Annotated in this window: 20 protein-coding genes; 11 read left to right on the plus strand and 9 right to left on the minus strand. The window is 70.4% G+C overall.

Going from position 1 to position 18205, the window contains the following annotated elements:
• Positions 1–17 precede the first annotated feature (17 nt).
• The 6 genes from ACIP5O_RS31675 to ACIP5O_RS31700 all read left to right on the plus strand — a co-directional run bounded on the left by ACIP5O_RS31675 (position 18) and on the right by ACIP5O_RS31700 (position 3998).
• Positions 18–1232: a recombinase family protein gene (locus ACIP5O_RS31675; RefSeq protein WP_401299632.1), complete on the plus strand. Its 1215-nt coding sequence runs from the start codon at positions 18–20 to the stop codon at positions 1230–1232.
• Positions 1229–1660, plus strand: a complete 432-nt coding sequence (locus ACIP5O_RS31680; RefSeq protein WP_401299635.1) for a hypothetical protein — start codon at positions 1229–1231, stop codon at positions 1658–1660. The genes ACIP5O_RS31675 and ACIP5O_RS31680 overlap by 4 nt, the downstream gene beginning before the upstream one ends.
• Positions 1657–2268: a hypothetical protein gene (locus ACIP5O_RS31685; protein WP_401299638.1), complete on the plus strand. Its 612-nt coding sequence runs from the start codon at positions 1657–1659 to the stop codon at positions 2266–2268. The genes ACIP5O_RS31680 and ACIP5O_RS31685 overlap by 4 nt, the downstream gene beginning before the upstream one ends.
• Positions 2269–2286: 18 nt before the next feature.
• The gene (locus ACIP5O_RS31690) at positions 2287–2655 is read left to right on the plus strand and encodes a hypothetical protein (RefSeq protein ID WP_401299641.1); all 369 of its coding nucleotides are present in this window, start codon (positions 2287–2289) and stop codon (positions 2653–2655) included.
• A 34-nt stretch (positions 2656–2689) separates the two neighbouring features.
• A complete protein-coding gene (locus ACIP5O_RS31695) occupies positions 2690–3178 on the plus strand; it encodes a hypothetical protein (RefSeq protein ID WP_401299643.1) in 489 nt (162 codons plus the stop codon).
• A 205-nt stretch (positions 3179–3383) separates the two neighbouring features.
• A complete protein-coding gene (locus ACIP5O_RS31700; RefSeq protein WP_401299646.1) occupies positions 3384–3998 on the plus strand; it encodes a hypothetical protein in 615 nt (204 codons plus the stop codon).
• A 125-nt stretch (positions 3999–4123) separates the two neighbouring features.
• Here the strand turns inward: ACIP5O_RS31700 and ACIP5O_RS31705 are convergent, their stop codons facing one another.
• From ACIP5O_RS31705 to ACIP5O_RS31720, 4 genes are read right to left on the minus strand one after another with little or no spacing between them, the layout of a single operon-like run.
• Complete coding sequence (locus tag ACIP5O_RS31705) at positions 4124–5689, minus strand: amidase family protein (RefSeq protein WP_401299649.1); 1566 nt, start codon at positions 5687–5689, stop codon at positions 4124–4126.
• Positions 5689–6930, minus strand: a complete 1242-nt coding sequence (locus tag ACIP5O_RS31710) for an MAB_1171c family putative transporter (protein WP_401299654.1) — start codon at positions 6928–6930, stop codon at positions 5689–5691. The genes ACIP5O_RS31705 and ACIP5O_RS31710 overlap by 1 nt, the downstream gene beginning before the upstream one ends.
• On the minus strand, positions 6927–7544 hold the full coding sequence (locus ACIP5O_RS31715) for a hypothetical protein (protein ID WP_401299655.1): 618 nt from the start codon (positions 7542–7544) through the stop codon (positions 6927–6929). Before ACIP5O_RS31715 ends, ACIP5O_RS31710 begins: the two co-directional genes overlap by 4 nt.
• Before the next feature lie 58 nt (positions 7545–7602).
• Positions 7603–8070 carry a hypothetical protein gene (locus ACIP5O_RS31720; protein WP_401299656.1) on the minus strand — a complete coding sequence of 156 codons (468 nt, stop codon included), beginning with the start codon at positions 8068–8070 and terminating at the stop codon, positions 7603–7605.
• 277 nt (positions 8071–8347) lie between these two features.
• Between ACIP5O_RS31720 and ACIP5O_RS31725 the strand changes: the two genes are divergently transcribed.
• Positions 8348–8866 (plus strand): hypothetical protein, encoded by a 519-nt coding sequence (locus ACIP5O_RS31725; RefSeq protein WP_401299657.1) that lies wholly within the window; start codon positions 8348–8350, stop codon positions 8864–8866.
• Positions 8867–8915: 49 nt separating this feature from the next.
• Positions 8916–9656: a hypothetical protein gene (locus ACIP5O_RS31730; protein ID WP_401299659.1), complete on the plus strand. Its 741-nt coding sequence runs from the start codon at positions 8916–8918 to the stop codon at positions 9654–9656.
• 14 nt (positions 9657–9670) lie between these two features.
• Here the strand turns inward: ACIP5O_RS31730 and ACIP5O_RS31735 are convergent, their stop codons facing one another.
• The 3 genes from ACIP5O_RS31735 to ACIP5O_RS31745 form a co-directional block, all read right to left on the minus strand.
• Positions 9671–11668 carry a hypothetical protein gene (locus tag ACIP5O_RS31735; protein WP_401299661.1) on the minus strand — a complete coding sequence of 666 codons (1998 nt, stop codon included), beginning with the start codon at positions 11666–11668 and terminating at the stop codon, positions 9671–9673.
• A 921-nt stretch (positions 11669–12589) separates the two neighbouring features.
• On the minus strand, positions 12590–13144 hold the full coding sequence (locus tag ACIP5O_RS31740; protein WP_401299664.1) for a hypothetical protein: 555 nt from the start codon (positions 13142–13144) through the stop codon (positions 12590–12592).
• Positions 13145–13365: 221 nt separating this feature from the next.
• A complete protein-coding gene (locus ACIP5O_RS31745; protein ID WP_401299666.1) occupies positions 13366–13566 on the minus strand; it encodes a hypothetical protein in 201 nt (66 codons plus the stop codon).
• Between the two features lie 392 nt (positions 13567–13958).
• On the opposite strand from ACIP5O_RS31745, the gene ACIP5O_RS31750 reads away from it, so the two are divergent.
• The 3 genes from ACIP5O_RS31750 to ACIP5O_RS31760 are packed head-to-tail and all read left to right on the plus strand — an operon-like array spanning position 13959 to position 16574.
• A complete protein-coding gene (locus ACIP5O_RS31750; protein WP_401299669.1) occupies positions 13959–14669 on the plus strand; it encodes an RNA polymerase sigma factor in 711 nt (236 codons plus the stop codon).
• Positions 14647–15024: a hypothetical protein gene (locus tag ACIP5O_RS31755; protein ID WP_401299672.1), complete on the plus strand. Its 378-nt coding sequence runs from the start codon at positions 14647–14649 to the stop codon at positions 15022–15024. Before ACIP5O_RS31750 ends, ACIP5O_RS31755 begins: the two co-directional genes overlap by 23 nt.
• Entirely contained in the window at positions 15021–16574 is a 1554-nt protein-coding gene (locus ACIP5O_RS31760; RefSeq protein WP_401299674.1) for a hypothetical protein, read from the plus strand. Before ACIP5O_RS31755 ends, ACIP5O_RS31760 begins: the two co-directional genes overlap by 4 nt.
• Before the next feature lie 4 nt (positions 16575–16578).
• Here ACIP5O_RS31760 and ACIP5O_RS31765 read toward each other — a convergent pair whose 3' ends face one another.
• A complete protein-coding gene (locus tag ACIP5O_RS31765) occupies positions 16579–17016 on the minus strand; it encodes a single-stranded DNA-binding protein (RefSeq protein WP_401299677.1) in 438 nt (145 codons plus the stop codon).
• 94 nt (positions 17017–17110) lie between these two features.
• Positions 17111–18160, minus strand: coding sequence for a peptidoglycan-binding protein (locus ACIP5O_RS31770; RefSeq protein ID WP_401299680.1), 1050 nt, complete (start codon positions 18158–18160; stop codon positions 17111–17113).
• Positions 18161–18205: the final 45 nt, after the last annotated feature.

An 18205-nucleotide genomic window follows, 5' to 3' on the forward strand; every position in this document is an offset into this window, starting at 1 on the left:
CCAGCGCCAGGAAAATCATGATCACCCTGTTCGGTCCGCCCATCGACCTCAGCGACCTGCCGACCTTCGCGCGGGTGGATGCGCGTCCCCGCCGGTCGGCCTTCGTCGGCCGGGTCTCCACGAAGGACAACCAAAACCCCTCTTCTTCCATACCCCGTCAGGTGGCCCTCGCCTCCCGATGCCTCGAAGAGGGAGAGGAGTTCGCGGCATACTTCTGGGACGTCGAGTCCGGGATGCTCCCGCCCGAGGCCCGGGGTCTCGCCCCGCAGGAGATGTACGACGCGCTGCGCGTTCCGACCCGCCGGGATGGCGGCCTCCAGGACCTCCTCGCCCACGCCGAGGCGATGGGCATCACCCACGTCCTGGCCGAACGCGCCGACCGTGTCGCACGGGCCATGCTCACCAGCCTGAACACCGAACACCACCTGGAGAAAGCCGGGGTGGAGGTGGTGTACGCCAACGAGCCGCAGGGCGGGACGGAGTCCGGACGGCTGCGCGCTCGTCGCTCCAGTCAGGTCGATGCGGAGGTATACCGGACGGTCATGCTGGAGATGTCCATGGGCGGGCAGGTCCAGCACGCCGTCGGCGGGTGGAACCACGGGGTCCCGCCGTACCCCTACGTCGCGGTCGTCGACGAGAACGCGCCGCCGCCGACCCGGGGTCGGTTCGGCGAGGCACGGCCGAAGAAGAAGCTGGTCCCACACCCGGACGTGCGACGGTTCGACGCGTCTCGGGAGCTGTGCCGCCTGCGGCGCGAGGAGCACCTGAAGTCGGGGGACATCATCGCGATCCTGTCGGCCGACCCGGAGCGGTACCCGATCGAGGGCCGATGGACGCACAACCGGGTCGAGGGCCTGCTCGCGAACCCGAAGCTCACCGGCTACCAGGTCTACAACAGGAAGGCGTCGAGGACCGGGCGGCCGGGCTTCTCCCGGTGGAACCCGATCTCGACATGGGTGTGGTCACCCGCGCCCGCGCACGAGGCCGTGGTGAGCCTGGAGCAGTGGAAACAGACCCAGGAAGTTACCGCCGCCCTCAGGGCGGGCACGGCGGGCGGCCCGCTGCTGCGCATCCAGGCCGCCGCCGGCCGACGAGGACTGACGGTCACGCGGGTCGACAGCACCGGCAGCCACACGCGGTACCGGATCGGCGCCCGGCAGGTCGTCCTGCCCACCCCCATCCCGGACGCGGTCGCCCAGCAGATCGTTGAAGACCTGGAGCGTGCGGCGTGAGCGAGGTCATCGAGTGCCGGGCCGTCCGCCGCGGCCGGCTGTGGGTGGCGCACGAGCCCGAGCACGGCGTGTACGGGAGCGGGCGGACGCTGCGGCTGGTCCGCGAGAGCGTCGAGGGAGGCCTCGCGGCCGTCGGCGTGACCGCCGAGGTGACGATCACTGCGGTGACGCCGGAGCTGGAGAAGCTGCGCGCTGTGGAGGAGGCCCGTACGGCGGCCCTGATCGAAGCGGTGAAGGCCCTGGCCCTGCGGAAGGCGACGCTGCGCGACATCGCCGAGGCCACCGGCGTGCCGGCCGCGCACGTGAAACGGCTCCTCGCCGCGAACAAGACCGCCCCAGCCCCCGCCGCGAACTCCACCGAGGGTTCCGCCTCCGAGACCGCCGAGGACCCGGAAGAATGCCACCACAACGAGAGGACCACGTCTTGATCACCGTCACGCTGCACTTCCCCCACGCCGACTTCGAGGGCGTGGAGCTGCCCGCTCTTCCGGCCCAGGGTGACAACCTCTTCTGGCACGAGGAGGACACCGAGGGGCCATCGGAGTGGAAGGTGACGTCCATCGACTGGTTTGCCAGCCGCTACGGGGCCGGCCCGGGGACGGTCGCGGTCGTCCTTGAACCGGCGAACATGGCGGCGCACCAGGTCTCCGAGCGGCATAAGGCCGAGGGCATCGCCGAGGCTCGCGCGCTCGACGTCGGCAAGGCCCCCGAGCCGCGCCCGGCCCGGGGGCCGATGACGGAGGAGAAGGCCGCCGCGCTCATCAAGGAGGAGCCGGAGCTCGCGCTGCTCGGCACTGCCTGGGTGAAGAACCTCTCGAAGTTCGGGCTCCGCCCCTTCCAGATGCTCAACCTCGTCCGCCATGTGCGCTCGCGGTCGGCGTCGGAGGACGAGTGCACCTGCGTCACGAACTGCGCCGAGGACCCCAAGACGGCCTGCGCCCTGTCCGGCCGGCGGCACGTCCACCCGGCCATCCCGGGCCGCCCCGGCGTATACGGGCCGTGCCCCGAGCACCCCGACGCCCCCGGCGACCACTGACTACTAGGATTCAGACACATGTCGAGCCTTCCCTACACCGTCGTCCAACCGCTCCAAATCCCGGATGCGGCGTACAACGGCGACGGCATCGCCACCCTTGTCGTCACCGGCACCTCCTACGGCGGCATCTGGGTTCTCAACGCCATCTCCACCCACGTCCCACCGGACGGGGCCGAGTCCATCGGCGAGATCGAAACGGAGGCGGCCCCGCGGCAGCCGGATCGAGCGCTTGAAGCAGCGCAGGACTGGGTCCGCACGACGTGCGACGAGATGGGAATCGCCCTCGGACACTTCAAGGACCTGAACAGCCACTACGGGCCCGACGAGGCTCCGTTCTTCACCGGCGGCCAGTTCCTGATCGATCGTCGCCCCCCGGCTGCCGAGTAGCGCTCCCCGTTCCCGTCGTCCAGAAGGGCTCGTAGTGCAGGCCGCGGATATCCACCTCAGCTACACCGACCCGATGACCGGGCGGGCTCCACGCAGCACTCGGTACCGGGACACGCAGTACGCCGACCTCGACGGCGTGGTCCTCGTCGTGCGGCACGCTCACCGGTCGCGGACCGGGCTGTGGTCGGCCGAGCCGTACGAGCGCCACCTGCACGGCAGCGCGTATGCGATCTGGGCGGAGCACTTGAAGGACGGAGCCGGCGGCGGGCTGATCTTCGCGCACATCCGGCGGCGGGACCTGCTGGAGCAGATCGCGAAGGCGGTCGGCACCGAGGAGTGGATCAAGGCGCGAGAGGCCTGGATGAGCCTTCCGCGCGACCGCTGGTGGTCCGGGAGGCGGTTCCGGGTCGTGCGCCGCGCGCCGCGCCAGTGGTGGGCGCTGCCGACCGACCCGGCCCGGGACGCCGAACGCGGACCGTGGCCGAGCGAACAGGCCGCGCTCGCCGACCTGGATACGATCTGAGAGCCGATGCTGTCCCGCCGCCCGGCGGAACGCAGTCGAAGGGCCCCGCGGTTCACCCGAACCGCGGGGTCTCTCGTCGTACCGGCGACCTCGCCCTCCAGGGGCCAAGCCGTCCGGTGGACCGGACTAGCACCGAGACCCCCGAAGGGGTGGCCAATCTCGAAAGAGGTGATGCCGGGAGCGGGCCACTCGGCATAGTGCGGGCATGACATCCCGCACGATCCCCCTCGCCCGCCGGCGCCGCCACGCGCTGCTGCTGCACGAACTCGCGCACCTGGTGGCGGAGTGCGGCGCCGCCGCGGCCTCCCTGTTCCGGCCCGCCGCCATGGCCCCGCCAGAGGCCGCCGAGATCGAAGTCGACCTTGGACGATGCGTTCGCCTCTGCCAGACGGCGGACGGCTCCCTGGAGTGGGCCCGGCAGCAGGACGCGGCACGCTGGCCTGCGGCGCCGGCGCCGGTCGACGGCCGAACCTTCGAAGCACGGCGCGTGGCCGCCGAGGCGGAAGCCGTCCTCGGGCTGTGCGACCGGGAGGCCGCCGTGCCCCTGGCCGCTGTCGCCCGCCGGGTCGTGGACGTCTGGCTGACCGACCGCGCGGCGGCCCTCGTCCTGATCGCCGAACCCGTCGCCGGCGGGGAGTGCACCGGGGAGGAACTCCTCGACGAAGCCACCGTCATCGCGGCCGTGGACGGGCTGAGGATGCTGCACCGGGTGCCGGACGGCCCCCAGGAGCCCGACCCCGCTCTGGAGGCGGAGCGGTGCCTGCGGGCCTCGACCGCCTTCGCGCTGGCCGCCGTCCTCGCCTCCTGCGACCTCGACTGAGGCGTCCCTCGGGGAGGACGGCCGGCGGCTGGTCGTGAGGGTGCTTCCGCCTGCCGCCGCACTGTCCCGCTCCAGGGCCGAAGGAGGCTAGCGCACGATCCGGTACCGGTATTCCTCAACCGCTTTCACCCGGCGAGCGCCGGGGCCTTCGGCGCGGCCGGGAGGACCTGGGCGAGGAGCTGGGCGACGGAGATCAGCGTGCGGTCCGTCAGGTGGGGGCCGATGAGCTGGATGGCGAGCGGCAGTCCCTCGGCGGTCTGGCCCGTCGGCACGACGAGCGAGGGGAGCCCGACCGGTCCGGCCAGGTTGATCCAGGCGGTCTGGTCGTAGTACGAGCGCTTCGCGCCGTCGACGGTGATGTACCGCTGGGGGACCGGGATAGAGGTCTGGTCGGGGACGGCGGCGGTCGGGGTGGCGGGGGTGATGAGGAAGTCGTGCGTCTCGAAGTACGAGGCCCACATGGTCCGGAGCTTATGCCGGTCCTCGTCCAGGCGGCTCCAGTCCCGGTGCCGCATGGTGCGGCTCTTGAGGTAGAGACCGCTGGGGTCGTCGTCGGCGAGGGCGTCGGCGGCCTTGACCTCGGCAGCGAACGCGGCGTCGGTGGCGCTCGCGGCGGACGTCGCATACATCAGCCGCTGGAAGAGCCGGTCGCTGGCAGCGAAGTCGACGGGCCGGGTGCTCTCGTCAACGCGGGCGCCGGCGGCGCGCACGGCCTGGACGGCGGTGGCGAGCAGCCCGCGGACGTCGGCGTCGACGTGGCAGTAGGCGTCATCGGCCCAGACGCCGATCCGGTACTGGGCGAGCCGGGTCTTGGTGGCGGCGGGCAGGTCGATCCGCCAGGCCGTCGCGTCGGCCGGGGCCGGTGCGGCGAGCACGTCCAGGAGCAGGTCGAGGTCTGCGGGCGTGCGGGCGATCGGGCCGAGGGCGAGCATGTCCGAGCTGGTGAGCCAGCCCGGCGGGCGCGGGATGTGGCCGCGGGTCGGCACGATCGGGGAAGTGCTGCGGGAGGTCCGCAGGGCGTAGACGCCGCAGTAGGCGGCGGGCAGCCGGAGGGAGCCCGCGAGGTCGGAGCCGACTTCGAGGGAGGACAGGCCGCTGGCGACGGCGGCCGCGGGCCCGCCCGAGGAGCCGCCGGTGGTGCGGTCGGCCCCGAAGGGGTTCTTCGTCGTACCGAACAGGGGGTTGCTCGTCTGGAGGTCCTGGCACATCGTCGGCACGTTGGTCTTGCCGACGATGACGGCGCCGGCCGCGCGCAGGAGGGCGACGGCGTCGGCGTCGGTGGTGGGGACGTGGTCGGAGAGGTCGGGCGAGCCGCACGTGGTGCGCAGCCCCTTCGTCTCCAGGGCGTCCTTGATGGTGATCGGCAGGCCGTGGAGCGGGCCGAGGGTGCGGCCGGTCTCGGCGAGGTGCTGGTCGGCCCGGTCGGCGGCCGCGCGGGCGGCGTCCGCGTCCAGGGTGGCGACGGCGTTCAGGATCGGGTTGACCTTGGCGTGGTGGACGAGGAGTTGGTCGAGCAGGGTCCGGCTGGAGGTCCGGCCGGTGCGCAGGGCGGCGAGCTGCTGGCGGGCGGGGGCGAGGTGCAGCGGGCTGGTGGCGCGGGCGGCGGCTCCCTCCCGGGCGGCAGCCGGGTGGGCTATGCCGAGCGCGCCGGCGACGGCCGCGGACGCGGCGAGAAGGGTGCGGCGGGACATCACGTACGTGCTCCTGACGGGGTGGTGCTGACGGGCGAGTCGGAGGAGGAGCGCGGCGGCGCGTGGAAGTAGGCCGCGACGCGCAGGAGGTGCTGTTCCTCGGCGCGGACGGTGTCGAGCACGAGCGCGCTGTCGGCGTACTCGGTCGGCTCGGCGACGGGCTTGCCCTGGGTGTGAAGGACGAGGGCGTGCTGGAGCTGGTCCGCGGTGACGGCGGCGGCGAGCCGGCGGCCGCGCCTCCACGGGCGGGCGCGCCGGGCCTCGATGTCGCGGCGGGCGGCCTCGCTCAGGTACGGGCGCAGAGTGATCTGCGCGTCGCGGATTTCCGCGCGGCGCCGGATGAGCTCATAGCCCAGGCCCTTGCGCTGGCGCAGGTACTCGCGTTGGGGAACGGGCTGCTGCAGAACGATCCCGGGGTCGGTGCGGACGAGGGTGGTCCACAGGTTGTCGAGCCGGGCGTAGACGAAGTGCTCGCGGGCCAGGGTGTAGAGGGAGCCGGTGCGCGCGGCGAGGACGGGCAGGAAATACCCGATCTGCGTCAAGGTCGCGCCGATGTCGCCGCAGGCCCAGGCGAAGCCGTTGAGGTGGCTCACGCTGAATCCGACCTCGGCGCCGATGATCGCGGCGATGCGGATACTGCTGTAGGCGAGGGTGATGGTGGCGCCGATGGTGACGAGGCGCAGGCCGGCGGCGATCGAGGGGGCGCCCGCGGTGCGCGCGTACTTCCAGCACGATCGGGCGAGGTAAATCTCGGCGACCGAGTACGTCCCGAAGTAGAGCAGCACGTAGCCCTGGTAGTAGGGGTCGTGCGCGTAGTACAGGGAGAAGTCCACCGGCCGCTGCGTGGCCGGGGTGAGGAGCGTGAAGAGGACCGCCATGCCGGCGATGACCACGGCGGCGGTGATCAGGAGATGCTTGGCCCGGCGGCGGGCCTGCTCGGCGGGCCGGGACCAGTAGGCCAGGACGGTGCTCTGGAGCGCGAGCACCAGGATCACGAGGGACTGGGCGAGCGGCACGACGATGTTCGGGACGCCGAAGAAGCCGTCGACTCGGACCCAGACCCACGTGATGGAGACCGCGAAGCTGAGTGCGGAGGCCAGGAAGGAGACCGCCAGGGCGACGAGCGCGGGGTCGGAGGCGCTTCGGCTGGTTCCGCGGCGGTCGCGGAGCAGGTCGCGGAGCAGGATGAGGAACCCCGTGCCGGCGATGATCAGGCACAGGGGGTGGAGGAGGTCTTTCAACGTGGCCTTCGAAGGAGCGTGCGGGTTATCGGGTCGTCCCGGTCGGGGACGGCGCGGCTGGAGTGGACGTGCTCTTGGAGGAGGGAGCCGATGGTCTCGGCGTCCGCCTCTTCGGGCTTGGAGTACCGGGTGCGCGCGCGGAGCATCCTGATCATGGTCGGGGTCATGTCCGGCAGCAGGCCGCCGAGGTCCCCGACGTTCTCAAGGCCGTCGGGGTCCAGACAGTCGAGGTCTTGTCTCCTGTCGCCGGTGATCAGGCCGGCGATCAGATCGAGGTAGGCCCGCAGGATGTGGGCCAGCTCGTGGCCGATGATGAGGTCCTGGTGAGCGAGGCTGGTGGTGGCGTCGTAGAAGAGGTAGTCGGTGTCCCCGATGGCCATCCACGTGCCGCACGGCAAGGAGCCGTCGCTCGTCCTGGGCAGGCTCGTCTCGTCGGTGACTGGGACGAGCTTGATCGGCCGGCCCGTGTGCTGCTGGATGTACGGGATCAGGTCGCGGACAGTGCGGGCGGGGGGAAGTCGGAGGCTGGCGACGAACTCGCGGGCCTTCCGCTGATCCTCGTCCTGCGCCGAGCGGTCCCTCGCGACGCGCGCCGGGCGTCGGAATCTCCACATGGCGTCTCCTTCCACGGCCGCGTCACCGTTCGATCCTGTTCAACGTGATAGTCAGTATTCACGTCAGTTCGTCCGGTTCGGCAGGGAGACCTTCCATCTGCCGGGCCGCCTGGATCATCTTGAGCAGTGCTTCCTGGCTCATTGGGGAGAGACCGGCAACCCGGAGGGCGATGTTCTTCACACCGAGTTCGTCAAGTGTCTTGACCAGGTCGAACTGGCCCACGATCCGTCTAGTGACCTCGTCGTCGAGGAAGTAGCCGGGCTTGACCTCGAAGAAGTTGGCCAGCGTCTGGATGACCTTGCCGCTCGGGTTCTTCGTCTCGTCGTTGCGTAGCTGCCCGATGTACGCCGCGGTGATCTCCACCGGGCCGAGGGCGGACGCGGCCTCGGCTACGTAGGTGTTGGAGAATTCGCCGTGCTTGTTCGCTTTCCGACTGTAATCTTCGTCTTTGCGACTCGGCCGAAGCTTGTCGAAGAGGTAGTTGAGCCGGTCGGCGAACGAGGCGTCGGCACCCGGTGCGGGCACGGGCGTTCTCTCGTCCTCGGAGGTCTGTCTGCGGGCATGGGGCATGGATGACGTGCTCTCGTGGAGGGGGCTAAACAATAGTTGACTATGCCACAGGCATATGCCTAGCTTCACCCCGCACCGGTCAACTATCGTTTAGCGGACATCCGAGGGCACGGTGCCCCGTGATCGCTACGGCCTGACCATCCACAACCAGCGGGGACGACAGAAAGTGACCGAAACGCAGGAGCCCTGGGGCGCACCGCCCGTCGGCGCTCATTGCCCTACGGCTGCCCGCATGGAGGTCCTGGCCTCCGTCCGCGAGACCAGAGTCGTACCGTCCCCCCGGAACCACGAGACCGCCCCCTACGGCGTAGCGCTCCGGCCCGGTCCCGCAACCGCCGACCGCGAGGTCCGTCTTCCCACCGCCCGCTCCAGCCGCTTCAGCATCACCGCCGGGACCGACAGCGCCGCCCAGGCCAACCGCACCGCCGGCACGCTGCTGCGCACGCTGTTCTTCCGGGGGCCGAGCACTCCGAACGCGACGGTCACCGGCCAGCGTGCCCTGCTGTGCCTCGCCGAACTGGCGGGCGTCGCCGCGACCCGCCAACCGGCGGGTACGTCCCTGTGGTGTCAGCTCTGGATGGACGACGAGCACGTCTTCGTCGCGGTCGAGGAAGACGCCACCCCGCCGGCTTCAGCACGGGTAAGAGTCCTGGAAGTCTCCAGGCGCCTCGCCGACGACTCCGGTTCCCACGAGCTGCCCGACGGCTTCCAGAGCTGGGCCGCGGTTCGCCGCCTCGACCGAACCGGCTGAACGTCAGCGGAATGCTGACCTTGGGGCGCGTCAGTGAAATGCTGACCCCATGGCGATCGATCCCTACAAGCAGCAACAGCTCCACGAAGCGGCCGGAGAACTGCTCCGCGCCAAGTACACCAACGGCTGGCCTCATCTGGACCCCATCCGAAGCATGCACGCAGTTCGCGCGGCGACCTTCGAGGACCCGGTCTCCTCCGGTGAGAAGCCGCCGACCGTACCCGCCGAGGACGTCCTCGCGGCCCTCACCCAACTCGCCGTCGCCCGCGAAGTCATCGACCAATTGGAGCTCGACCTTCTGCGCGCGGCTCGCGCACGAGGGGCCTCCTGGCAGAAGATCGCCGACCACCTAGGGCTGGCGAGGAAGCAGTCCGCCGAGGGGCGCCTTATCCGTCTGGAGCGCTCGAAGACCCACGGCGACCGGTACGTCGGCAAGCAGCGCGAGGAGCGAGCACGTCAGCGAAACGCTGACGAATGGTGCCGCACTCACGAGGACCGCATCCGGACCGTCGCCCAACGAGTCCTCTCGATCTCCTCGGCTTGGCCCGAACTCACAGACAGCGCTTTGGGATCGGCCTGCCTTGACGGTCTGGTGACCGCCGGGGATGGGCCGACACTCGCCGGGCACCTGTTTCGGCTTCGATTGATCTTCGCTCCGTACGGACTTGAACCTCTGGAAGCGGTCGGAGAACAGCGCGACAAGGCGGCGGCGATCCGCGACTCCGTGCTCGACCTCGTCGCGGAGCTACTGGCGGTCCGGGCCGCTCAGCCAGCACCGCGTGGTCAGTGACTCGCTGACCACGGCTAGATCATCGGCATCCGGCGCAGGACACGGGCCCAGGCCGTTTTGTGGTCGGCCCGGCCCGGCCTGCGCCGGCCGTCGACGTCCACGACGTCGTGCCGCGGGTAGCGGCGCCGCTGCCTCCACGGCCCCAGGGACGTCAGCACGAGCTCGGCCTGGTCCTCGTGCGTACGGGGTCCTTGGCGCACGCCCTTCTTCCGACTGCGCATCCAGTCCTCTTCGTCCTGCCACCAGTGCCACAACTCGATCTCGGCGGCGTAGGTCCGGGCTCGACGACTGGTCGTGCCGTGAACTCCAAGGGCTTGAGCGGCCAGGACGAGGCAGGAGGTCTCCCGGGCTCTCCAGTAGCCTGCTCCCGCCCTGGCCATGGCCAGCTCTGTCCGCTGGACGTGCCGCTGCCCCTTGGGCAGTGGGGTGCCGCCAGACGTCCGGCACATATCCCCGGGGGAAGCGGCACAGACCGGGCATTCGTGGTGAGGGACCAGGGACGCTCGGGCCGTCACCATCAGCTCCTGCATCCGTAGGAGCTTCCGCCGGATACAACGGCCTTCGTAGCCGGTGAGGATCGCCAGTTCCGCCACGGTCAGGGGTGCTGTTCTGTGCTCGGTGAGTGCGAGGTGTACCCGGGCAGTGTGGTGACCGAGTCCTCCTCGCCGCCGTGTACGGCCGTGACCGAGCCGCCCGTAGGCGAAGACGTCCGCTCGGACCGTCTCCAGGCGGTCCTGGAGACGGGAGAGCATGGAGGTACGGGTCGCCGTTGCTGATAGGCGGGGTCCTTGTGTCCCACCCCAGGCGCATAGGGGGAGTTGGGGAGATTCGGACAGCGGGTGTTCCTCTCCCAGGGGGAGGAGTTGCCACGTCGCGGCAGGCCCGATGTTCTCCTGAGGGGCGAGGAAGCCGTCGAGGGCGAGGCGGTCGAGGGCGCGGTGCATCGTGGAGCGGCCGTGCCCGGTGGCGAGAGCTGCGCGGCGGATGTCGAGGGCGAGGACGAGGGTCCCGGCCTTGAGGGCGTACAGGCACAGCAGGTCGAGCGCCGCGCGGTCGGCCGGGCCCGACTCGATCGCCCAACGGCCGGGAGCGGCGTCGGCTGCCGCTTGGAGGGCGACAACCAGGGCGACGACGTCGACCAGGCGCTCGGACCACTCCACGTTGTCCTCGTCGTCCAGCGAGGGCATCCGGGAGGCGTACTCGACACAGCGGGCCCACTGCCGGGCGAGGCGTCGTTCGGCAGCCTCCTCGGAGACGTGGGTGCGGTAGCCGGCGCGGCGACGGGTGCAGGCGTGCAGGAGTGCTCCGCGGCGGTACTCCTGCTGTTTGAGCAGTGCGCGGACCATGGGCCAGGTCCAGCGGCGGACGGCCAGCCGGACGAGGATGGCTGCGAGGGCGCGGCTGGCATCTTCGGGGACGGCGCGCAGGGCGGCCACGGTGTCGACGTCCGGAAGTGCGGCGGGGATGCCGGCGAGGCGGGGGCCGAGCCGGTCGTTGACGATGCTGGAGCGACGGGGCAGGGGCGCCGGGGTGGCTTCGCGCGGGTCGGCGCCGAGCAGGACGGCCAGACGTTCGAACGCCTCGCGGGAGTTGCCGCACGACGCCGGCGTGAGGAGCCGGGCGGCCTCGGTCTCGGATTCCGGGGACATCAGCGTGGCGCGGCCGCCGTCGCGGTGTGGCGCCCCGATCGGGCGGACGGCGGCGGTGCTGGCGTTGTTGAGCACGGAGGTGTCGAGCGTCGGGAGCGTCCTCTTCGCGGCCTCGTTGATCAGCCGTACGAGGGATGACGATAGGGGCGTTGACGAGGCCACCCATACGTGTCGACCGCCGGTGGGGCCGGAGGAGACCGTGACGCAGACGAGGCCCGCCTCGTTGAGGTACCGCAGCAGTCTGGCGAGGTCTAGGCCGACTGCTCCGTGCTTGGAGTCGAGGTCGAACACCACCCAGCGGAAACGGTGCTGGGGGTCGGTGAGGGGCAGAGCGTACGGCCCGCTCGGGACGAATCCGTCCAACGGGACCCCTTTGTACTCGTGCAGCCAGCGGCCGAGCTCATCGCGAGTGTCCGCGCGCAGCTCCGCGCGAGGTGACAGGTCGAGCATCACTCCGGCGAGACCCCGCGGGTTCTGCAGCGGGAGCGGTCGGGCCTCCGGGGCAGACGGATGCGACAGCGCGAAGAGGGTGAGCTGTGCCCCCTGGCTGGTCGATTTATCGCCTTCTGACGGGCTTGTTGTACGGCGCGCCGCCGGGGAGGGCTGGAAGCGCACGCGGGTATGCGGCATCATGGCTCCGTGCTCGGCCACCATGTGCGGGCACAACAGAGCCCGCCATGGCGGGACTGGTGCAAATTCAGAGATTCGATCAACAGATCGAATCTCCTCGTCGGACGGGTGAGTCCGGCGAAATGGGCCGTGGCAGCGCTCAGGTGTAGGAGCCTGATCGCGACGACCGCGGTTCGGGCGGCACGAGGGCGGTGGACCTGTAGGAGGGTCCGGTGCTCGGCGGCCGCCGGGGAAGCTAGGTCATGACCACTCCAAGGGGGAGCGACGAACAGGCAGCGGGGAACACCGAGACACAGAGCACGAACGCACCACGGCCCACCGGACGCCGGCGCACGACGCGCCACCCGGTGGGCCTTTCCGTTGCGTATCCCCGCCCCGCGGCGGGTACATTGGTGCTCATCGAGACCTCGTTCTCCAGCTTGGTCTCCCAGTCGCCCCGCCAAGGCGCCTCGCTGCTAAAGGTTTCGCCGCCTTGTTCTTCGCAGCCAGGCCCGGCGGGGCATTTCTGGTTTCTCGGTGTGGTCTTGTCGAGCCGGCCGACGGTCGCCGCCCTGTGGATAGCGAGCACGGAGGTCTCGGGGGTCAGCCTAGACTGTCCGATCACGCCTGTGGGCGTACCGGCTGCTGCGCGTCCCAAGTGTTCGTGACGGCTCATCACGGCTGGCCACGCCACGTCTCGTAGGCCGCGCTCGCCCTATCGGCCTGGTACTCGGCGAGTTCCTGGTCAGGGTGGTAGGCGATGGCGACGCCCGTGGCCGTGTCGACGATCGCCCACGGCAGCGGAGTGCCCTGATGGACCTGCTGGTCTTCGGGCCGGTGCTCGACGCTGTAGTGGGATCGGGTCTCGCGAGCGAAGCGGGCTCGCAGCGGGCCGGCCGCGGTGAACAGGTCGGTGATGCGCTTAGAGGTCTCGGGTGACGCTTCGGCTTCGGAGACCAAGGTGCCGGAGGATTCCTGCCGGACGGGCATGGGCCAGGCGTTGGTGTCGATGCCGACCGCGCAGAGTTCCGGGACGGGCGTACGGGTGTACCGGGCGAGGAGGTAGCCGTTCTGCTCCTCCGGAGTGCCCGTGGACCGGTTCCCGAGCCGGAGGTACGCCTCTCGCAGTTCGTCGCCGAGCTTGGCCGCCATGGTGTCGTCGCCGACCGCGCGGGCGGCCTTGAGGCGGGCCAGGCGGCCGTTGCTCCAGGCGGTGAACGAGGGCGGCACGTCGATTCCAGGGGATCAGGGGTGGTCAGGGCGAGGGCGCGGGAGACACAGGAGGGTCGGGAAGACCTGAATGCTCTCAGGAGCAGGGTGCATCAAGCGACTTTGATAACCGGCCCCAGGCCCCCTCTTCCTCGACGCCCGCGCGCAAGCGCGGCCCCTCCTTCGCGCGAGACAAGACGCTGGCAGCGCCAAGGGGGCCTGGGGCCGGTTATCAATGTGAGTCATGCCACCCGCCGGACCCGCATGACCTGCACCTCGGCGCCCTGGCCTCTCGTACGGAGGGAACCTCGACGGCGCGCGCAGCGCAGCACGGTACTGGTGTCCTCCGGCGCGATGCCGGTGCGCGCGGCCACATCCGCGGCCGGCAGCCACTCCTGGAAGGGAAGGAGGTCCAGTTGCCGCCTCCACGGGGCGTCGCTCATGGCGCGCCTCTCCTCTCGAATCCGCCGGGTCGCTCTTCCCGGAACGTTCTGCACACGATAGTGCACACCGAGGAAGGCCTGTCACAGAAACCTCCGGCGCGTCGGCATGAATGGCTCGATTGCAGGTAGACGTACCGGGCCGACAGCTCTACAGGGGTTGTAACGGTTTCGTAACTGCGCATCCGGCCGTCGTCAGTGGCGACGCGGGGTTTGCCCCCTTACCGTCCGGTATCCGGACTCCCTCAATCGTCATGAACCGCTCATGGCATCCTTTTGCCTCTTCTCTCGCGGATCGCCCGTTTTCGTTTCCCCGTACTAATTGCTGCTGGCATATGCCTCCTGAGCTGACGGAAGATGAAGTTCCTGTCACAGCCACATCTGGAGTGGAGCCGATGCCTGAGTCGCCCAGCCCGCGCGCCGAGCAGTCGTACGACTGCGACTCCGGGCTGGACCTCAATACCGTCGCCTTGGCCGCGGCGCGGAACCCCGAGGACAGCGACGGCCTCGCCACGCTCTTCCAGCACATGTACGACCCGGTCGTGCGCTACATGGAGACGAAGGTCAAGGACCCCGCCACCGCAGAGGACTTGGCCCAAGACACCTTCGCCCGCGTCGTCGAGCGGATCGAGACCTACACCGGGGCCGGCATCTGGGCCTGGGTGTTCCGGGTCGCCGACAACGTGTGCCGCGACCACTACCGTCCGATGCGCAACCGCGGGTACGAACAGCCCTCGGAGACCTGGCGCGTCGACCTTCCCAGTCACGACCTCACCCCGGAGGAAGTCGTGGAGTGGAGCGAGCTCGGCCGCGCCCTGAACCAGCGGATCAACAAACTGCGGCCCGACTACCGCGAAGTTCTGCGTCTGCGGCTGATGGCAGGACTGACCGCAGCGCAGGCTGCGGAGGTCATGGGGAAGGAGATGGGTAACATTCGAGTCTTGCAGCACCGCGCGCTCAAGGCTCTCCGGAAGCACCTGCCGGCCGACAGCACGGCGGCGCTGTACTTCCTGTCCGCTTCCCCCGATGCTGGGGAAGACGGTGTAATACGAACATCACGCGTGGATCTGAAGGAGAAGAGCGATGTGGCTGGGACGTCGGGATAGCGCAGCGGAGAAACTGGACCGCTGCCTGTCTGGCGAACCGGCTGCGGACAAGGAGACGGAGGAGCTGGCGCTGCTAGCCGCCGCCCTGGCGCCGCGCCGTCCCATCAGCGAGAGCAGCCGCGCACGCGCGTTCGACGCGATGATGCGGCGCGTCGAACGCCGCGCCAACCCGGTGGAGGGGACCACCGCCTCCGAGGACCTGGCCACGCCGGTGGTGCACGTGCGCACCGCCCAGACCGGGGAGCGCGGCCGTCTGCGCGTTGCCGACATCGAACCCGTCGACGACGCCCGCCTCGAAAAGATCGCCGCCCGCGTTGCCGAACGGCTGGGACAGGAAACCCGGGACCGTACGTGATACCTGGCGACACCGGGTCGCTCGAAGTCGTCTGCGAAGACCTCGGCGGTGACTGCATCTCGTACACCGGCGAGGACGGCGTCACGATCGTCTTCGTCTCGCCGGCCCAGTCCTTCGGCTCTGCGGTCGAGCAACTGAGGAAGGCCGTGCCCGGCCTCACGGTTCCCCGCGCGCAGCAACTCATCCGGAAGCACTGCCCGTCCATCCGGGATATGAACGAGCGCCTGGGCATCGACACCGCCTCCCTGCCCAGGGTCGAGGCCGCCCCCGAGGCCGGTGACGTCGAACTCCCCCTGGAGGGCGGAGCACACCGCCGACCTCGCGCCTCCCGGTGGGCCCGGATCTTCGCCGTCGCCGCCCCGGCCGTCTTCGCCGGCGCGGCCGCCGCGCACTTCCTCTCGCCCGGAGCCGGCGCAAGCACACAGGCCGCCGCCATCCCCCAGGTGAGCCAGCAGGACAAGGAGGCAGCCACGACCTACGGGCTGCCCGCGTTCAAGGAGATCGCCAAGGACGGCCAGGTCGTGTGCGACCCGATCGGCCAGTTCGAGGCGAAGTGCGTGGATGCCGACGGCGAGATCATGACCTCCGAGGTGTCCATCGGCACTTCGACAGCCTTCACCTTCTCCTACGAGGACGAGAAGATCGGCTTCCGGGTCTTCCCCGACGAGGTCTCGGCCAAGGCGTGGGAGGCCGAGGACGCCAATCGCGAGGTCTACGACAACGTCTGGCGGCACGACAGGGTCGTGCTCTGGGGGACCGACCCCGAGCGGCTGGGCCAGTGGCGTGCTGCTCTGCAGAAGAACGGCGACACCAAGATCGCCCCTCATGCGTTGGGGGCCCCGCTCCCCGGCCCCCTTGCAGCACTAGCGTTCGGCACCCTCGGCGTGACCGAGGAGACGTTCGCGAACGGCGTGGACGAAGCGTCGGGTGACAGCGCGCAGCTCCTGCGCGCGGTTCAGCTCGTCCTCGGTACCGCCGAGCCGGGCGCGGGGGAGGCGAAGGCCGGCCCGGACGACGCGGTCGCGATCGTGGTGGACGCTCCGGGCGAACCCGACTCCACGGAGAACCCGCCGAGCGTTCCCGACCCGCAGGGTGAAACCGAACGTCCGGGGGGGAAGACCTTCCCGGACACGTCCAAGACGACCGCCCCCGAGCCGACCGTCGTTCCTGAACCGACGCCGACCGTCGAGCCTCCAGCACCGACACCGTCGGTAGAACCGACGCCTGCTCCGACGCCCACCCCGACACCCGCGCCCACTCCGTCTCCGGTTCCCACTCCGTCTCCGGTTCCCACACCGCCCCCGACCCCGTCGCCGACGCCCCCTCCCCAGCCGGAGGGCGGTTTCGTGGAACCCCCCGGGGCCTCGGGCAGTGGGGCGTCGGAGGCGAAGCTGGTACCGGACAAGGTCGTGGAGCCGACCGGCGCCCCTGCACCCGAACCTGTGCCCGATCCCGAACCGGTGCCCGATCCCGAACCGGTCTCTCCCCCCGCCGGGGCGGAGTCGGGCGAGACGGCGGACGACGAGCTGGTGGTACTGCCCACCGCGTAGAGCGTTAGAAGGGCGGGGTCTGAGACCCTGCCCATGGGTCAGCTCCTCCGGTGGGAGCGGGGCCCGCCGCGCGCGCCGCCGACGTCCTCGTGACCTTGGCGGTCGCGCGGCAGAGGTCCGGGCCCACCGCGTCGACGTCCAGTTCGAAGACCGTCCGCTTGACGCCCTGGTTGTCCTCGTAGGAGCGCTGCCTGAGGCGGCCCTGTGTGATCACGCGCATGCCGCGCTGGAGCGATTCGGCGATGTTCTCGGCCGCTTGGCGCCAGGCCGAGCAGGTGAGGAAGAGGGCGTCGCCGTCCTTCCACTCGTTGGTCTGACGGTCGAAGGCGCGGGGGGTGGACGCGATGCGGAACTTCGCGACCGCCACGCCGGACGGGGTGAAGCGCAGCTCGGGGTCGTCGACCAGGTTGCCGACGACGGTGATGACGGTCTCGCCTGCCATGAGGGGCCTTTCGGAGGAGTGCGGGAGGGGCCGGCCTGCTCGCGCGGGCCGGCCCCGGTGGGGGTGAATCTGTGTCTAATAGACACAGATCGGGTCAGGAGAAGAGCGCCTTCCAGGTCTGCGGGCCGGGGACGCCGTCCGCGTCGCCGCGCAGCTCCGGGCGGGAGAGTTGGAAATCCCGGGTGTTCTGCCGGTCGGCGTCGGTCCACTTCGGGCCAGGGCCGCTCGTGTAGTGCTTGCCGAAGCCCCGCTTGACGAGCTGTTGGCCGAGCGCGGTGATGTGGCCGTTGGACTTGCCGGGCCCGAAGTTCGAGGCGCCGGGGAAGGGCGGCGCCGGCTTGGCGGTGACCTTGCCGGGCAGGGCTCCGAGGAGCTTCTTGAGGGAGTCCTCGCCGGGTACGCCGTCGGCCGCCTTGCCCGTGAGGCCGAGGGACCGCTGGAAGGCGCTGTAGTTCAGGGTGTCGGCGTCGGTCCAGGTCGGCCCCGGGCCGCTGGTGTAGTGCTTGCCGAAGCCCCGCTTGACCAGGGCCTGACCGACCTTGGTCACGTGCTGCCCCTTGGCCCCGTAGCCGTACGGCAGACCGTTGATGGTGACCTGGTTGCGGGCGGTGGTGGGGTTCGAGCCGCCCGGGAGGGAGCCGCCCGGGTCCGGGGCCGGCTTGTAGGGGCCCGCGGGCATACCCGCCTGGACCCAGGAGTAGAGCCGGGGGCCGGGGCAGGCGGTGGCGAAGCCGTCGCGGTGGCCGCGCTTGGCCAGGGTACGGCCGGTCTTGCGGCACGCCTCCTCGTACAGGGCGCGGCACGCGGCGAGCGCGGCGGCGCTGGGCTGCTGGTCGCCGCCGATGGCGATCTGCACGCCGATGCCGCTGGTGTTGTGGTCCGGGCAGTGGGCGCCCTGGAGCCCCCACCCGCGGCCTTCGTAGATGTTGCCGGCCTGGTCCACGACGAAGTGGTAGCCGATGCCGCTCCACCCGTTGCCCAGGTGCTCGGCCTCGATGGCGCGCATGATCGCGAAGCCGGTGCGGGAGACCGGGGTGCCGCCGTCGTAGTGGACGAAGAACTCGGTCCGGGCGCTGAGTGCGACCGTGGCGGGGGTGCCGTTCCAAGGCTTCGCGCCCCAGGTGGCGCGGGAGATGATCTTCATGGGGGTACTTCCTCCGTCGCTGTTGAGCAGGGAGGGAGCACCGTG

It is taken from the genome of Streptomyces sp. NPDC088915 (assembly GCF_044749825.1).
GTDB lineage: Bacteria > Actinomycetota > Actinomycetes > Streptomycetales > Streptomycetaceae > Streptomyces.

Excerpts from the sequence above, each read along its gene's own strand:
- ACIP5O_RS31725 (WP_401299657.1), top strand. The coding sequence starts at position 8,348 with ATGGAGGTCCTGGCCTCCGTCCGCGAGACCAGAGTCGTACCGTCCCCC.
- ACIP5O_RS31770 (WP_401299680.1), bottom strand. The coding sequence starts at position 18,160 with ATGAAGATCATCTCCCGCGCCACCTGGGGCGCGAAGCCTTGGAACGGC.
- ACIP5O_RS31765 (WP_401299677.1), bottom strand. The coding sequence starts at position 17,016 with ATGGCAGGCGAGACCGTCATCACCGTCGTCGGCAACCTGGTCGACGAC.
- ACIP5O_RS31730 (WP_401299659.1), top strand. The coding sequence starts at position 8,916 with ATGGCGATCGATCCCTACAAGCAGCAACAGCTCCACGAAGCGGCCGGA.
- ACIP5O_RS31705 (WP_401299649.1), bottom strand. The coding sequence starts at position 5,689 with ATGTCCCGCCGCACCCTTCTCGCCGCGTCCGCGGCCGTCGCCGGCGCG.
- ACIP5O_RS31700 (WP_401299646.1), top strand. The coding sequence starts at position 3,384 with ATGACATCCCGCACGATCCCCCTCGCCCGCCGGCGCCGCCACGCGCTG.
- ACIP5O_RS31745 (WP_401299666.1), bottom strand. The coding sequence starts at position 13,566 with ATGAGCGACGCCCCGTGGAGGCGGCAACTGGACCTCCTTCCCTTCCAG.
- ACIP5O_RS31675 (WP_401299632.1), top strand. The coding sequence starts at position 18 with ATGATCACCCTGTTCGGTCCGCCCATCGACCTCAGCGACCTGCCGACC.
- ACIP5O_RS31715 (WP_401299655.1), bottom strand. The coding sequence starts at position 7,544 with ATGTGGAGATTCCGACGCCCGGCGCGCGTCGCGAGGGACCGCTCGGCG.
- ACIP5O_RS31750 (WP_401299669.1), top strand. The coding sequence starts at position 13,959 with ATGCCTGAGTCGCCCAGCCCGCGCGCCGAGCAGTCGTACGACTGCGAC.
- ACIP5O_RS31755 (WP_401299672.1), top strand. The coding sequence starts at position 14,647 with ATGTGGCTGGGACGTCGGGATAGCGCAGCGGAGAAACTGGACCGCTGC.
- ACIP5O_RS31690 (WP_401299641.1), top strand. The coding sequence starts at position 2,287 with ATGTCGAGCCTTCCCTACACCGTCGTCCAACCGCTCCAAATCCCGGAT.